Origin of the sequence: Allorhizobium pseudoryzae, assembly GCF_011046245.1 — a bacterium.
GTDB classification, from domain to species: domain Bacteria; phylum Pseudomonadota; class Alphaproteobacteria; order Rhizobiales; family Rhizobiaceae; genus Neorhizobium; species Neorhizobium pseudoryzae.
This window is the reverse complement of the sequence record NZ_CP049241.1, coordinates 3,065,549-3,080,569: the sequence shown is the minus strand read 5'-3', so window position 1 is coordinate 3,080,569 and position 15,021 is coordinate 3,065,549. Positions and strand designations below refer to the sequence as shown.

At 62.6% G+C, this 15,021-nt stretch carries 12 protein-coding genes and 1 pseudogene; 9 read left to right on the top strand and 4 right to left on the bottom strand.

Going from position 1 to position 15,021, the window contains the following annotated elements:
* Positions 1-112 precede the first annotated feature (112 nt).
* Complete coding sequence (locus G6N78_RS14900; RefSeq protein WP_165219768.1) at positions 113-556, top strand: type II toxin-antitoxin system RatA family toxin; 444 nt, start codon at positions 113-115, stop codon at positions 554-556.
* Here G6N78_RS14900 and G6N78_RS14895 read toward each other — a convergent pair.
* A complete protein-coding gene (locus G6N78_RS14895; protein ID WP_165219766.1) occupies positions 547-1,047 on the bottom strand; it encodes a CinA family protein in 501 nt (166 codons plus the stop codon). The genes G6N78_RS14900 and G6N78_RS14895 overlap by 10 nt on opposite strands.
* Positions 1,044-2,281, bottom strand: a pseudogene (locus G6N78_RS14890) (bifunctional 2-C-methyl-D-erythritol 4-phosphate cytidylyltransferase/2-C-methyl-D-erythritol 2,4-cyclodiphosphate synthase). The gene G6N78_RS14895 and the pseudogene G6N78_RS14890 overlap by 4 nt, the downstream one beginning before the upstream one ends.
* Before the next feature lie 128 nt (positions 2,282-2,409).
* On the opposite strand from G6N78_RS14890, the gene dusB reads away from it, so the two are divergent.
* The 8 genes from dusB (at position 2,410) to hflX (ending at position 13,381) form a co-directional block, all read left to right on the top strand.
* Positions 2,410-3,429: a tRNA dihydrouridine synthase DusB gene (dusB, locus tag G6N78_RS14885; RefSeq protein ID WP_165219762.1), complete on the top strand. Its 1,020-nt coding sequence runs from the start codon at positions 2,410-2,412 to the stop codon at positions 3,427-3,429.
* Complete coding sequence (locus tag G6N78_RS14880; protein WP_165219760.1) at positions 3,426-4,550, top strand: two-component system sensor histidine kinase NtrB; 1,125 nt, start codon at positions 3,426-3,428, stop codon at positions 4,548-4,550. The genes dusB and G6N78_RS14880 overlap by 4 nt, the downstream gene beginning before the upstream one ends.
* Positions 4,551-4,569: 19 nt before the next feature.
* Positions 4,570-6,021 (top strand): nitrogen regulation protein NR(I), encoded by a 1,452-nt coding sequence (gene ntrC / locus G6N78_RS14875; RefSeq protein ID WP_165219758.1) that lies wholly within the window; start codon positions 4,570-4,572, stop codon positions 6,019-6,021.
* Between the two features lie 192 nt (positions 6,022-6,213).
* Positions 6,214-8,481 (top strand): sensor histidine kinase NtrY-like, encoded by a 2,268-nt coding sequence (locus tag G6N78_RS14870; protein ID WP_165219756.1) that lies wholly within the window; start codon positions 6,214-6,216, stop codon positions 8,479-8,481.
* Entirely contained in the window at positions 8,471-9,835 is a 1,365-nt protein-coding gene (gene ntrX, locus G6N78_RS14865; protein WP_165219754.1) for a nitrogen assimilation response regulator NtrX, read from the top strand. The genes G6N78_RS14870 and ntrX overlap by 11 nt, the downstream gene beginning before the upstream one ends.
* Before the next feature lie 52 nt (positions 9,836-9,887).
* Complete coding sequence (gene trkA, locus G6N78_RS14860; RefSeq protein ID WP_165219752.1) at positions 9,888-11,264, top strand: Trk system potassium transporter TrkA; 1,377 nt, start codon at positions 9,888-9,890, stop codon at positions 11,262-11,264.
* 263 nt (positions 11,265-11,527) lie between these two features.
* Positions 11,528-11,770, top strand: a complete 243-nt coding sequence (gene hfq / locus G6N78_RS14855) for an RNA chaperone Hfq (RefSeq protein WP_165221854.1) — start codon at positions 11,528-11,530, stop codon at positions 11,768-11,770.
* A gap of 270 nt (positions 11,771-12,040) precedes the next feature.
* Complete coding sequence (gene hflX, locus G6N78_RS14850) at positions 12,041-13,381, top strand: GTPase HflX (protein ID WP_165219750.1); 1,341 nt, start codon at positions 12,041-12,043, stop codon at positions 13,379-13,381.
* 9 nt (positions 13,382-13,390) lie between these two features.
* Here hflX and G6N78_RS14845 read toward each other — a convergent pair whose 3' ends face one another.
* Together G6N78_RS14845 and mazG are read right to left on the bottom strand one after the other, a co-directional pair.
* Positions 13,391-14,167 (bottom strand): glycosyltransferase family protein, encoded by a 777-nt coding sequence (locus G6N78_RS14845; RefSeq protein WP_165219748.1) that lies wholly within the window; start codon positions 14,165-14,167, stop codon positions 13,391-13,393.
* A 6-nt stretch (positions 14,168-14,173) separates the two neighbouring features.
* Positions 14,174-15,007, bottom strand: a complete 834-nt coding sequence (mazG, locus tag G6N78_RS14840) for a nucleoside triphosphate pyrophosphohydrolase (protein ID WP_165219746.1) — start codon at positions 15,005-15,007, stop codon at positions 14,174-14,176.
* Positions 15,008-15,021 lie beyond the last annotated feature (14 nt).

The window sequence follows — 15,021 nt, the reverse complement described above, 5'->3', positions numbered from 1 at the left end:
TGCGGCGACAAGTTGCCCTTCCCAGTTGGACAGTCGAGCGCTTTCGGGGAAAGCGGGCGGCAGCGACCAACTGTCACTTGCCAACGATCCTGTTGACCATTAGCTGAAAACCATGCCGAAGTTTGAAAATCACCGCCCCGTTAAGCATTCCGCAGAAGACATGTTCGCGCTTGTCGCCGATGTGGAGAAGTACCCGCAGTTCCTGCCGCTGTGTGATGCGCTAAGCGTGCGCTCGCGCAAGGAGCGGGATGGGAAGACGCTGCTTTTGGCCGACATGACGGTGGGATACAAGGCGATCCGCGAGACCTTCACGACGCAGGTTCTGCTCAATCCGGCCGAACTGGTGATCGATGTGAAATACATCGAAGGGCCGTTCAAGTATCTCGACAACCGCTGGCGTTTCCAGCCGGCGGCGCAGGGTTCCGTCGTCGATTTCTATATCGATTACGAGTTCAAGAGCCGCATTCTCGGCGCCGTGATGGGCTCGATGTTCGACCGCGCCTTCCGCATGTTTGCCGAAGCCTTCGAAGCACGGGCTGACAAGATCTACGCCTGAGCGAGGTCCAGCAGCAGCTCCAGCGCCGTCATGATGGTGGCAAGACGCACGCCGTCTCGCCCCAAATCGCCGTAGCGCATCTCCCGGTGGATCATCCGGCCGTCGCGGCTGGCAGCGGCCAGGTGCACGAGGCCCACAGGTTTGTTGGCCGAGCCGCCGCCGGGGCCGGCAATGCCCGTCACGGCGACCGCAGTATTCGCGTATGACCGCCAAAGCGCACCCTTCACCATCTGCAGCGCGGTTTCGCGCGAAACGGCGCCGTAGGCGTCGAGTGTCGCCGGCATGACGCCGAGCAGGTCCGTCTTCGCCGCATTGCTGTAGGTGACGAAGCCGCGATCGACAACGGAAGACGAGCCGGCGATTTCGGTGAGCGCGCCGGCAATCAGTCCGCCGGTGCAGGATTCGGCAGTGGCAATCATCCAGCCGCGATCGCGGTAGCGCGCAATGACCTGTTCTGCGCGCTGAAGGAGATCCGGTGCGAAAGCGGTCATTGCGTCAGCACCCCATAGACGACGGTTGCGGTCGCAATCGCCGCAATGCCCTCCTTGCGGCCAATAAAGCCGATCTTCTCGTTGGTGGTCGCCTTGATCGAACAGCGGTCGATGGAAATGCCCAGAATCTCCGACAGGGCCTGTCGCATGGCCTGTCGATGCGGCCCGACCTTCGGTGCCTCCGCGATGATCGAGACATCGGCATTGGTGATGATGCCACCGTGCTGGCGCACGATATCGGCCGCGTGGGCCAGGAAGATCCGCGAGGCGGCGCCTTTCCATTGCGGATCCGACGGTGGGAAATGATCGCCGATATCGCCCGCGCCGCAGGTGGCAAGCAGCGCATCGGTCAGCGCATGCAGGGCGACATCCGCATCCGAATGGCCGCTCAGCTTCTGGTCATGGGCGATGAAGACGCCGCACAGCGTGACCCCGTCGCCTTCGACCAGCTGGTGGACATCGTAGCCGTTGCCGGTCCGGACATCGGGCAGGGCAGGGTGGCGGGAAAGCTTTTCGTCGGCCATGGTGATATCTCGTCTCAGCGTCAGTTTCACGTTGTCGGGAGAGCCTTCGATTAACCGAACGGGTATGTTGGCCCATTCGGCAATCGAGGCATCGTCGGTAAAATCGCTGCGCCCCGAACGCGCTGCCCGTTCATGGGCGTCGAGGATGGCGGGAAGCACAAAACTCTGCGGCGTCTGGGCGGCCCACAGTCCGGCCCGCGAGACCGTCGTCTCGATGGTGGCGTCCGAGCCCGCCCGCTTCAGCGTGTCGGTAACGGGGAGTGCCGGAAGCACTGCGGTTTCACCGCGCGCAAGTTCGGCTGCAATACGCTCCAGAAGGCCGTGATCGACGAAAGGCCGGGCAGCATCGTGAATCATCACATGGGTGGCATCGGTGTCGGCCAGACGGCGCAGGCCTTCGAGAACCGATTGCTGGCGGGTGGAACCGCCGAAGGTGGTCAGGATGCGGGAAACGTCAGCGAGGCCCGCGCAAGCGTCTGCAAAGAGCGCCCGGTCGTCCGGATGGATGACGACGACGATCGGTCCCGCGGACTGCCGGGACAGGAAGGCGTGAAGCGTATGGCGGATGACGGCGTGCCCGCCGATCCGGCGATATTGCTTCGGTCCCTCTTCCGGCGCTCCGGCGCGTTCGCCGCGTCCGGCGGCAACGATGACTGTTCCAATGATCATGCAGGCGAGGATCCGGGCATCCTTAGGGATTTGATTGACATGAGGAATTGACAGCCGAGAACTATAGACTCAAAAGCACCTTTTCCAGCATGTCGCCTAGAAATAACGCAGACTGGGATTACCCCTTGGCAAACGCCGAAACACTGAATAAAAATAGGGCAGAAATTTCATGTGCCCGAAAGATCATCAATTGAGTCTCTTCGATCTTGCATCGCCTTTTGCCATCGGGTCGGTCGATATCCGCAACCGCATCGTGCTGGCGCCCATGTCCGGCGTGACCGATCTGCCATTCCGCCAACTGGCATGGCGTTACGGCGCGGGGTTGGTTGTCACCGAAATGGTAGCGAGCCGCGAGCTGGCGCACAATAAGGGCGAATCATGGGAGCGCCTGAAGGGCACGGGCATTCGTCCGCACATGGTGCAGCTTGCCGGGCGCGAGGCGCACTGGATGGCGGAGGCCGCCCGCATTTCCGAAGCGAATGGCGCCGATATCATCGACATCAACATGGGATGTCCGGCCAAGAAGGTGACGGGCGGTTATTCCGGCTCGGCGCTGATGCGCGATCCGGATCACGCGCTCTCGCTGATTGAAGCCGTCGTGGCTGCGGTCAAGGTTCCCGTGACTGTCAAGATGCGTCTCGGCTGGGATGAGAACTCCATCAACGCGCCGGAGATCGCCACCCGCGCCGAAAAGGCCGGCGTGCAGCTGATCACCGTGCATGGGCGTACCCGCATGCAATTTTATGAAGGCCGTGCCGATTGGGATGCGATCCGCCCTGTGCGGGAGGCGATCTCGATCCCGCTGATCGCCAATGGCGATGTGGAAACGGACGCCGATGCCCGGACGATCCTGACACGATCGGGCGCCGATGCGGTGATGATCGGCAGAGGCGCTCAGGGCCGACCGTGGCATTGCGGCGTTCTGGCGGGACAGCGAGAACCTGCAGCCGCCGAGCGGGCCGCCGTCGTCTGTGAACACTACGAGATGATGCTCGGCTTTTACGGTCGCGAGGCCGGTCTTCGCCATGCCCGCAAACATGTGGGCTGGTATCTCGACCGCAATGCGCCGGGTTTCGGCCAGCAGGAAAAGGCGCGACTGATGACAGAAAAGAACCCGGAGCGGGTGCTTGAGCTTCTTGAGCGCGCCCTCTCGGAGGCCACCGGCGAACCCTGCAAGGAGGCCGCATGAGCCCGAACCACGTCGATCAGGGCGCGAACGCGCTCGCCATGGCCGTGCTGAACTCGGTTCAGAACCCGGTCGTGCTTGTCAACCAGGAGGGGATGATCGCCTTCGCCAACTGGGAGGCCGAGGCCTTTTTCGGCGCGAGTGCGTCGCATCTGGCCCGCAACAAGATCTCGACCTTCATCCCCTTCGGCAGCCCGCTTCTCGCGCTGATCGATCAGGTGCGCGACCGCAAGGCGCCGGTCAACGAATACCGCGTCGATCTGTCGTCGCCGCGCCTCGGCCAGGACAAGCTGGTGGACCTCTATGTCGCCCCGGTCGTCAGCGAGCCCGGTTCGGTGGTGGTGGTCTTCCAGGAACGCACCATGGCCGACAAGATCGACCGCCAGCTGACGCACCGGGCCGCAGCGCGTTCCGTCACCGGCCTTGCCTCCATGCTGGCGCATGAGATCAAGAACCCTCTTTCCGGCATCCGCGGAGCCGCCCAGCTTCTCGAAAGCTCGGTTGCCGACGAGGACCGGTCGCTGACGCGGCTGATCTGCGACGAGACGGACCGCATTGTCTCGCTGGTCGATCGCATGGAAGTGTTTTCCGATGAACGCCCGGTCGACCGCGTACCGCTCAACATTCACTCGGTGCTCGACCATGTGAAGGCGATCGCCAAGGCGGGGTTCGGCCGCGATATCAAGATCCTCGAAAACTACGATCCGTCGCTGCCGCCGGTCTATGCCAACCGCGACCAGCTCGTGCAGGTGTTCCTGAACCTGATCAAGAATGCCGCGGAAGCGATCGGCGGCCAGCCGGACGGCGAAATCATGCTGACGACGGCCTACCGTCCCGGTATCCGCCTATCAGTCGCGGGAACGCGGGAAAAGATTTCGCTGCCCCTGGAGTTCTGCGTCATCGACAACGGCCCGGGCGTGCCGAGCGATCTGCTGCCGCATCTCTTTGATCCCTTCATCACCACCAAGACCAATGGTTCCGGCCTCGGTCTGGCACTGGTTGCCAAGATCATCGGCGGCCACGGCGGCATTGTTGAATGTGACAGCCAGGCGCGCCGCACCATTTTTCGCGTATTGATGCCCATGCACAAGGATGCTGGCTCTTTTGACGAGGGCCGTCCATGACCACGACAGGAAGCTTGACATGACCGCTACGATCCTTGTCGCCGACGACGACGCGGCCATCCGGACCGTCTTGAACCAGGCCTTGACCCGCGCCGGCTACGACGTGCGTATCACCTCAAATGCCGCCACCCTGTGGCGCTGGATTTCGGCCGGCGAGGGTGACCTTGTCGTGACCGACGTGGTGATGCCGGATGAGAACGCCTTCGATCTTCTGCCGCGCATCAAGAAGTCGAGGCCGGAACTGCCGGTGCTGGTCATGAGCGCCCAGAACACCTTCATGACCGCCATCAAGGCGTCGGAAAAGGGCGCCTATGACTATCTGCCAAAGCCCTTTGACCTCACCGAACTGATCGCCATCATCGGTCGGGCGCTGGCCGAACCGAAGCGCAAGCCCGCCAAGCTGGATGACGACACGCAGGACGGCATGCCGCTCGTTGGCCGGTCCGCCGCGATGCAGGAAATCTACCGCGTTCTGGCCCGTCTGATGCAGACGGACCTGACGCTGATGATCACCGGTGAGTCCGGCACCGGCAAGGAACTGGTGGCCCGTGCGCTGCATGATTACGGCAAGCGCCGCAATGGTCCCTTCGTTGCGATCAACATGGCCGCCATTCCGCGCGACCTGATCGAATCGGAGCTGTTCGGCCACGAGAAGGGCGCGTTTACCGGCGCGCAGAACCGCTCGACCGGCCGCTTCGAGCAGGCCGAAGGCGGAACACTCTTCCTCGACGAAATCGGCGATATGCCGATGGATGCACAGACGCGTCTCTTGCGTGTCCTGCAGCAGGGCGAATATACGACGGTGGGTGGTCGAACCCCGATCCGCACCGACGTGCGCATCGTAGCCGCCACCAACAAGGATCTGAAGCAGCTGATCAATCAGGGCCTCTTCCGCGAGGATCTGTATTATCGCCTGAACGTCGTGCCGCTGCGCCTGCCGCCGCTCCGGGACCGCGCCGAGGACATTCCCGACCTCGTGCGCCACTTCATCCAGCAGGGCGAAAAGGAAGGGCTCGATGCCAAGCGCTTCGATACCGAGGCGCTCGACATCATGAAGTCCTATGCCTGGCCGGGCAATGTGCGCGAGCTGGAGAACCTCGTGCGGCGCCTGATGGCGCTTTATCCACAGGATGTAATTTCACGCGAGATTATCGACCAGGAGTTGCGCGCGGACGTGCCCGACAGCCCGATCGACAAGATGGGCGCGCGCCCCGGCAACCTGACGATCTCGCAGGCTGTAGAAGAAAACATGCGCACCTATTTCGCCAGTTTCGGCGACGGTCTGCCGCCGCCGGGCCTTTATGATCGGGTTCTGACCGAGATGGAGTATCCGCTGATTCTCGCCGCATTGACCGCGACCCGCGGCAACCAGATCAAGGCGGCCGATCTTCTGGGCCTCAACCGCAACACGCTGCGCAAGAAAATTAGAGAACTCGGCGTTTCCGTTTATCGCAGTTCACGCACGGCCTGAGCTGCCATCGCTTGACACCATTGCCGGGTTCGTTGCATTTTCGCCACAATGTGTTGCTCCACAGTCACGCAGGCTGCATGTCGTTGGACTGAGAGAGATGCGGCAGGAACTCAATTCGATCTCGCGTCGGCTTTCCCAGGCTGACGCCAGACCTCCAGGGCGATCACGCCCGATGGAGAGGGACGGCAGCGGATGACGGAAGCATCACCGACAACGGCCAGTGACGACCTGGCGGTGTCCGTGCAGGATCGGCGAGCGGTGTTTGCGCTGCCGGGTCTTGTGTTGGCGGGTGGCGCGCTGCTGTGTGCCGTCCTGACGCTGTTCGTGCTGATGGGGGTGACGCCTGTCGCGCCGACCACGAACGTGGTGATTGCCTCTGCAGTGCTCAATACGTTTTTCGTCCTGGGCCTGATCTACCTGATCGGCCGGGAAGTCGGTCGTCTGTTGAAGGCCAGAAAACGGGGCAGGGCGGCGGCGAGGCTGCATGTACGCATCGTCGTGCTGTTTTCGATCGTGGCGATTACGCCGGCGGTTCTCGTGGCGATCTTCGCGAGCGTCACCCTGAATGTCGGCCTCGACCGCTGGTTCTCTCTGCGCACGCAATCGATCGTCCAATCGTCGCTCGATGTGGCGCGCGCCTACATGCTGGAAAATGCCAGCTATCTGCAGGGCCAGACGGTTTCGATGGCGAACGACCTCGAGCGCAACCGGGCGATGTTCTACCTCGACAGGACCGGCTTCGTGGACATGATGACGCGCCAGGCGAAGGGCCGCGGCATGCTGGGTGCCTTCCTGGTGCGGGAAGACGGCGCGGCGATCGCCCAGGCCGATATCGAGACGGAACGTCCGCTGCCGGCAGTGCCCGCCGATGCGCTCGCAAGTTCCGCGGCCGGGCAGCCGACGCTCATCCCGCCGGGTGTCACCAATCTCGTCGGCGCGATCATCAAGCTCGATGCGATCCCCGGCGCCTTTCTCTACACCATCCGCGCGGTCGATCCGAAGGTCATGGCGGCCATGCGCCTGATGGAGGACAACCGGGCGGAATACCAGGCGATGGAAGCCGGCCGCATGAGCCTGCAGGTGGCTTTCGCCGTGCTTTATCTGGGCTTCGCGCTGATCGTGCTGCTGGCGGCGATCTGGACGGCGATCGCGGTGGCGGATCGAATCGTCCGGCCAATCCGTCTGCTGATTTCGGCCGCCGATAACGTGGCGACCGGCAACATGAATGTCATCGTGCCCGTACGGGCCGCCGATGGCGATGTCGGCAATCTGTCGCGCACCTTCAACAAGATGATCTCGCAGATCCGCAGCCAGCGCGACGAAATCCTCGTTGCCAAGGACGAGATGGATGATCGCCGTCGCTTCATCGAGGCGGTCCTGTCCGGCGTGACGGCCGCCGTGATCGGTGTCGAGGACGACCATCGCATCAGCATCGTCAACCCGTCGGCAGAAGACTTCCTCGGGCTTCCGGCGCACTCTCTGATCGGTGCCGAGCTGGTGGATGTGGCGCCCGAGATCGAGCAGGTGCTGCGCGAGGCGACGGTGCGCTCCCGCAGCGATCTGCGCAAGGAGGTCAACCTGATGCGGGGCGGCAAGGAGCGGACGCTCTCCGTGCAGGTGACCCGCGAGGAAAGCCGCAGCAGCGCCGAATCCTATGTCATCACGCTCGACGACATTACCGATCTGGTGATTGCCCAGCGTTCGACCGCCTGGGCGGATGTGGCGCGGCGCATTGCCCACGAGATCAAGAACCCGCTGACGCCGATCCAGCTGTCTGCCGAGCGCCTGAAGCGGCGTTACGGCAAGCAGATCGACGAGAATGACCGCGCCGTCTTCGACCAGTGCACCGATACGATCGTGCGCCAGGTGGGCGATATCGGCCGCATGGTGGACGAGTTTTCTTCCTTCGCGCGCATGCCGAAGCCGGCCAAGGAACAGTCGGACCTCCGCGACATCCTGCGCGACGCGATCTTCCTGCGCGAAATGGGAGCTAGCCACGTGACGTTCCTGCGCGAGCTTGGGGATGCGCCACTTGTCGGGCTGTTCGATTCGCGCATGCTGGGCCAGGCCTTCGGCAACCTCATCAAGAACGCGGTCGAGGCGATCGAGGCGGTGCCGAGCGATGCGGAGCGGGATGGCCGCAAGGTGCTGGTGCGGGCGCGTTACGACGCGGCGCGGGAGCAGTTCTGCGTCGATATCATCGACAACGGCAACGGCCTGCCGGTGGAAAATCGCCACCGCATTCTGGAGCCCTATATGACGATGCGCGAGAAGGGCACGGGCCTCGGCCTCGCCATCGTCAAGAAGATCATTGAAGAACACGGCGGGCAGCTTGAGCTGCATGATGCACCCGTGGATTTCGATCATGGCAAGGGTGCCATGATCCGGGTTGTCTTGCCGCACTCCCAAGGGGCTGGCTCTGCCGAAACAGGCAATAAGGAAGTGGCATATGGCGTCTGATATTCTGGTCGTGGATGACGAGGCAGACATCCGTGATATCGTCTCCGGCATCCTCTCCGACGAGGGCCACGAAACCCGCGTTGCGCATGACAGCGACAGTGCGCTGGCGGCGATCTCCGATCGTGTCCCGCGGCTGGTCTTCCTCGATATCTGGATGCAGGGCAGCAAGCTGGATGGCCTTGCCCTGCTGGATGAAATCCGCTCGCGCCATCCCGACCTGCCGGTGGTGATGATCTCCGGCCACGGCAATATCGAGACGGCTGTGTCCGCCATCAAGCGCGGCGCCTTCGATTTCATCGAAAAGCCATTCAAGGCCGACCGCCTGATCCTGATTGCCGAGCGCGCGCTGGAAAATTCCAAGCTGAAGCGGGAAGTGACGGAACTGAAGAAGCGCACGGGCGATGCCGCCGAACTCATCGGCACGTCGGTGGCGATCTCCCAGTTGCGCCAGAACATCGAAAAGGTGTCACCCACCAACAGCCGCATCATGATTTTTGGCCCCTCCGGTTCCGGCAAGGAACTGGTCGCCCGCATGATCCACAAGCGCTCGTCGCGTGCGACCGGTCCCTTCGTGGCGCTCAATGCAGCGACGATCACCCCGGAGCGGATGGAGATCGCCCTCTTCGGCACCGAAGGCGGCCCCGGCCAGCCGCGCAAGATCGGCGCGCTGGAAGAGGCCCATCGCGGCATCCTCTACCTCGACGAGGTGGGCGAAATGCCGCGGGAGACGCAGAACCGGATCCTGCGCGTGCTGGTCGACCAGCAGTTCGAGCGCGTTGGCGGTTCCAAGCGGGTGAAGGTGGATGTGCGCATCATCTCGTCCACGGCCTACAATCTGGAAGGCCTGATCGCCGAGGGCATCTTCCGCGAAGACCTCTACCACCGTCTCGCCGTCGTGCCGGTGAAGGTGCCCGCGTTGGCGGAGCGGCGCGAGGACATTCCCTTCCTCGTCGATATGTTCATGCGCCAGATTTCCGAACAGGCCGGCATCCGGCCGCGCAAGATCGGTGAAGATGCCATGGCGGTTCTCCAGGCGCATGATTGGCCCGGAAACATCCGCCAGCTGCGCAACAACATCGAGCGGCTGATGATTCTGGCCCGCACCGATGGCCCGGATACGCCGATCTCCGCCGACATGCTGCCGCAGGATCTCGGGGATATGCTGCCCAAGGTCTCGACAAAGGGCGATCATCACATCATGACACTGCCGCTTCGTGAAGCGCGTGAAATGTTCGAGCGGGATTATCTCGTGGCGCAGATCAACCGCTTCGGCGGCAATATCTCGCGCACCGCCGAATTCGTCGGCATGGAACGCTCGGCATTGCATCGCAAGTTGAAGTCGCTCGGCGTTTAAGCCATCTTCGCCGGGCACGTGAATCGCATCGCCCGGCGGAGGAAGACGGAGTATGAAGGTCATAATTTGCGGGGCGGGGCAGGTCGGTTACGGCATTGCCGAACGCCTGTCGCAGGAAGACAACGACGTCTCGGTCATCGATACGTCGGCTGCCCTGATCAATGTCATCACCGATACGCTCGACGTGCGCGGTTACGTCGGTCACGGCGCCCACCCGGATGTGCTGTCGAAAGCCGGTGCCGAACAGGCCGACATGATCATCGCGGTGACGCTGTATGACGAGGTCAACATCGTTGCCTGCGAGGTGGCGCATGCGCTCTTCAGCGTGCCGACGAAGATCGCCCGTATTCGTGCGCAAAGTTATCTGCTGCCGGAATATGCCGATCTCTTCAGCAGCAAGAACATGTCGATCGACGTCACCATCTCGCCGGAAATCGAGGTGGGCAAGATGGTGCTGCGCCGCATTTCCTTTCCCGGTGCGACCGATGTGGTGCGTTTTGCCGATGACAATATCGCCATGGTGGCGATCGAGTGCATGGAGGACTGCCCGGTCATCAACACGCCGCTCGAGCAGTTGAGCAACCTGTTTCCCGATCTGGTCGCGACCGTTGTCGGGATTTTTCGCCAGGGCCGTCTGACGGTGCCGCGCTCCGCCGACCAGCTGCAGGCGGGGGATCTTGCCTATGTCATCTGCCAGCGCGACCACACGCGCCGCACGCTCGGCCTCTTCGGCCACGAGGAACAGGAGGCCGCGCGCATTGTCATCGCCGGCGCCGGCAATATCGGTCACTACGTCGCGCGGCGCATCGAGGAGATGCAGCCGAAGACCCGAATCAAGATCATCGAAAGCGACCGCGAGCGCGCCGTCTCCGTCTCGGAGCAACTGCGCCACGCCGTCGTCCTGCACGGCTCGTCGCTCGACCAGAACATCCTGCAGCAGGCCGACATCCAGGACGCCGACCTGATGGTGACGCTCACCAACAATGACCAGGTGAACATTCTGGGCGCGGTGATGGCGAAGGCGCTCGGCTGCAAATCCAACCTTGCGCTCGTCAATTCGTCGTCGCTCGGTGAGGTGACCCGCTCGCTCAATATCGATTCGCTGATCAATCCGCGGGCCGTCACGATCTCGCGCGTCCTCCAGCACGTCCGCAAGGGCCGCATCCGCTCGGTCTATGCCGTGCAGAACGGCGCGGCCGAGGTGATCGAGGCCGAGGCGCTGGAAACCTCGCCGCTGGTGGGCCGTCCCTTCCGCGAGTTGCAGATGCCGGCCGGCATTCGTATTGGCGCCATCTATCGCAACGGCACGGTCATCCGTCCGAGCGGCGACACGAAGATCAAGGCGAAGGACCGAGTCGTCCTGTTTTCTACCGCGAAGTCGGTGAAGGATGTGGAGCAGCTCTTCCGTGTCTCGATCCAGTATTTCTGATCGCCACTGTCGAAACGCTGCAAATCGGGGATTCTGCAAGAAAACTGTGGATGACAATCCAGTTCCCGGCGCCGTTATCCGTCGCGGCAAGGCGACGTGGTTTGAGACCGGGTCAACCGCTCTATTCGGCGTTGCGAAAAAGACATCGATTTGCTAACCAAGCTTGCGGGCAACGGAGGCAGGAGAGGGTTTCCGTTTCCTCTTTTCCGAGCGTGATCAATATCCCGGCCGCCCTGGTCGGCAAAAAAGAAAGAAGCGGCGCTATGGCGGAACGTTCTCAGAATCTTCAGGATCTGTTTCTCAACACGGTGAGAAAGCAGAAGATTTCACTCACGATCTTCCTGATCAATGGTGTGAAGCTGACGGGGGTCGTGACCTCGTTCGACAATTTCTGCGTGTTGCTGCGCCGCGATGGACATTCGCAGCTGGTCTACAAGCACGCAATCTCGACCATCATGCCGGGCCAGCCCTTGCAGATGTTTGAGACCGAAGAAGGCGCGGCCTGAAGTCTTCGAGCCTCCCGATACGACGGGAACCGGTTGAAACAGGCCGGCCGGACGACCACTTATGTCGGGACAAGGGACGTTTTTGTACGTCCTCATCGCAACGGATTGAAACCGCCGGCTCTGTCGGCGGTTCTGCCGTTTGTGGATCTGTGAGCGCAAAAGGCCTTGCCCGGAAGGGCAAAGCCGGAATGATAGAGGAAGACGGCAATAGCCACACGCGACACCACCCAGGAAACCCTGGTCCCCGAACTGGAGCGCCACCGCGACGACATGCGTGCGCTCGTTCTGGTGCCGGTTCTGAAGCAGCCACGACAGGCCGGCCCAGTTGCCGGCGAAATTCTTGCGCCGCCGCCGCGCCGCTCGGATGAGAGCAGGCTGGAAGAGGCGATCGGCCTTGCCCGGGCCATCGACCTGACGATTGTCCAGGGCCTGATCGTCCAGGTCAGCCAGCCGCGCCCGGCAACGCTGATCGGGACCGGCAAGATCGAGGAGATCAAGCATCTGCTCGACGAGCATGATGCGGGCCTCATCATCGTCGATCACCCGCTGACGCCGGTGCAGCAGCGCAATCTCGAAAAGGAATGGCAGGCGAAGGTCATCGATCGCACCGGTCTGATCCTGGAAATCTTCGGTCGACGCGCCTCCACCAAGGAAGGCACGCTGCAGGTCGATCTTGCGCACCTGAACTACCAGAAGGGCCGCCTGGTCCGCAGCTGGACGCACCTGGAGCGTCAGCGCGGTGGTGCGGGCTTCATGGGTGGACCGGGTGAAACCCAGATTGAAGCCGACCGCCGCATGCTGCAGGAGAAGATCCTGAAGCTTGAGCGCGAGTTGGAGCAGGTGGTCAGAACCCGCCAGCTGCACCGGGCCAAGCGCCGCAAGGTGCCGCATCCGATCGTCGCGTTGGTCGGTTATACCAATGCCGGCAAATCGACGTTGTTCAACCGCATCACCGGCGCCGGGGTGCTGGCGGAGGACATGCTGTTTGCGACGCTCGACCCGACGCTTCGCCGCATGAAGCTGCCGCATGGCCGCACCGTCATCCTGTCGGATACCGTCGGTTTCATCTCGGACCTGCCGACCCATCTGGTCGCAGCCTTCCGGGCAACCCTCGAAGAGGTATTGGAAGCCGACCTGATCCTGCACGTGCGCGACATGTCCGATCCGGACAACGCGGCCCAGTCCGGCGACGTGCTGCGCATCCTCGACGATCTCGGCATCGACGAGAAGGAGCGTGATGAGCGTATCCTCGAAGTCTGGAACAAGATCGATCGGCTGGAGCCGGAAGCGCATGATGCCGTGGCGGAGAAGGCGGCGGGCCGCGCGAACGTCATGGCGGTTTCGGCAATCAACGGCGAGGGGATCGACGCCCTGATGGCGGAGATTTCGCGGCGCCTGTCCGGTGTGCTGACCGAAACCACCGTGGTTCTGCCGCCGGAAAAGCTGTCGTTGATATCCTGGGTCTATGACAACGCCCTGGTGCAATCGCGCGAGGACCGCGAGGACGGATCGGTTGCCTTCGATCTGCAGCTGTCGGAAGAACAGGCCAATGCGCTCGAACGCAAGCTCGGCCTGCTGGCCGTGCCGGCCAAGGAAGACTGGGAGCGCTGAGCGCTCCCGTCACACCGTTCGGTCGTTCTTGATCGCGTAGATGAACAGATGCGTGCGGCGGCGATCGGACAGTTCCCACACCTCGTCCGGCTCCACGCCCGGCACAGCAAAGCTGTTGGAGACGAGGTGACTGCCGGCCTTCATCTCGCGGCGTGCCTTCTCCCAAAGTTCTGGCATCGGTTCTGGCGACAGGAAGGCGTAGACCACGTCTTCCTGCGACAGATCCGTCGACCAGAGATCCTGCCGCAGGATGGTTCCGCGGTCGGAGAGCTTTGACAGGCACCAGGAGACCAGCCAGGAGAGCGGTGCGGTCTCCACGCCGCGCGCCACGCGCCCGTCTCCATCCAGCGCGCGAACAACGCCCCCCAAGCCCGATCCGAGGTCTATGACGCGTGTTGCCGTCTTTTCCGTCATCAGCGCGGCAAGCGCCTCTGCGGTGGCACGGTTCGTCAGATAGAGCGGCACCCGCTCGCGCGCCGTGTTGGAGAAGACCAGGGCCAGAGCCACGAAGGCGACACCGAAGGGCCAGGCCGGCAGGTTATCGAGCGACAGCCCGATTTGCAGTGCCAGCGGAAACAGCACGGCGATCCACAGCCACCAGCGCGGCAGGCGAAACAAAAGGGTCAGCGCAAAGGCGACACTGCATTGTAGCACCAGTGCCAGTCCGCGCAGCAGTCCGGCATCCATCGTGCCGGCGAGGCTTGCCGTGACCACCAAGCCGACAGCCGCAGCCAGGATCTGGGCAAGACCGGCTGCGAGAATGGGGATGCGCCGCAGGATCGCCACGGGGCCTCACGCGCCCCCGTGCGAGACGGTCTTCGCTTCTTGCCAGAGCGCTTCCATCTGGTCGAGGCTTGCCTCTTCAAGTGATACATCATTTGCTTGAAGAGTCGTCTCGATGTACCTGAATCGGTATCGGAATTTCGAATTCGTTCCGCGCAGTGCCTGCTCCGGATCGGCCTTCACATGCCGCCCAATATTAACGAGCGCAAAGATCAGGTCGCCGAGTTCGTCCTTCACCTTCTCCGGTGCGCCCGCTTTCATCGCTTCCCGCAATTCGGCAATTTCCTCCTCGATCTTGTCGAGGATCGGTTCTGCCTCCGACCAGTCGAAGCCGACCTTGGCGGCGCGTTCCTGCAGTTTCAGCGCTTCGGTGAGCGCCGGCTGGCTGCGCTGCACGGAGCCGAGGAAGCCGGCCTTGAAATCTTCGGTGATGCCGCGGCGGGCCCGTCGTTCGGCCCGCTCCCGTTTTTCAGCCGCCTTGATCTCGTCCCACTGCACCTTCACCGCGTCCGGCGTCGAGACATCCGAACGGGCAAACACATGCGGGTGCCGGCGGATCATCTTGGTCATCACCGCTTCAACCACGTCGCCGAAGGAAAATTCGCCGGCCTCGGACGCCATCTGGGCGTGGAAGACGACCTGGAACAGCAGATCGCCCAATTCGTCCTTCAGGTCATCGAGATCCTTGCGCTCGATGGCATCCGCCACCTCGTAGGCTTCTTCGATCGTATAGGGTTTGATCGTCTCGAACGTCTGCTCGACATCCCAGGGGCAGCCCGTTTCGGGGTGGCGCAGCGCTGCCATCAGGTCGAGCAGGCGTGCGATATCCTTGGAGGGTTCCATCCTCGTTCCTTTCG

What these genes read in the sequence shown, in the direction of transcription:
- hflX (WP_165219750.1), top strand. Translation starts at nt 12,041, where the DNA reads ATGCGTGCGCTCGTTCTGGTGCCGGTTCTGAAGCAGCCACGACAGGCC.
- trkA (WP_165219752.1), top strand. Translation starts at nt 9,888, where the DNA reads ATGAAGGTCATAATTTGCGGGGCGGGGCAGGTCGGTTACGGCATTGCC.
- mazG (WP_165219746.1), bottom strand. Translation starts at nt 15,007, where the DNA reads ATGGAACCCTCCAAGGATATCGCACGCCTGCTCGACCTGATGGCAGCG.
- ntrX (WP_165219754.1), top strand. Translation starts at nt 8,471, where the DNA reads ATGGCGTCTGATATTCTGGTCGTGGATGACGAGGCAGACATCCGTGAT.
- G6N78_RS14880 (WP_165219760.1), top strand. Translation starts at nt 3,426, where the DNA reads ATGAGCCCGAACCACGTCGATCAGGGCGCGAACGCGCTCGCCATGGCC.
- hfq (WP_165221854.1), top strand. Translation starts at nt 11,528, where the DNA reads ATGGCGGAACGTTCTCAGAATCTTCAGGATCTGTTTCTCAACACGGTG.
- dusB (WP_165219762.1), top strand. Translation starts at nt 2,410, where the DNA reads ATGTGCCCGAAAGATCATCAATTGAGTCTCTTCGATCTTGCATCGCCT.
- G6N78_RS14895 (WP_165219766.1), bottom strand. Translation starts at nt 1,047, where the DNA reads ATGACCGCTTTCGCACCGGATCTCCTTCAGCGCGCAGAACAGGTCATT.
- ntrC (WP_165219758.1), top strand. Translation starts at nt 4,570, where the DNA reads ATGACCGCTACGATCCTTGTCGCCGACGACGACGCGGCCATCCGGACC.
- G6N78_RS14870 (WP_165219756.1), top strand. Translation starts at nt 6,214, where the DNA reads ATGACGGAAGCATCACCGACAACGGCCAGTGACGACCTGGCGGTGTCC.
- G6N78_RS14900 (WP_165219768.1), top strand. Translation starts at nt 113, where the DNA reads ATGCCGAAGTTTGAAAATCACCGCCCCGTTAAGCATTCCGCAGAAGAC.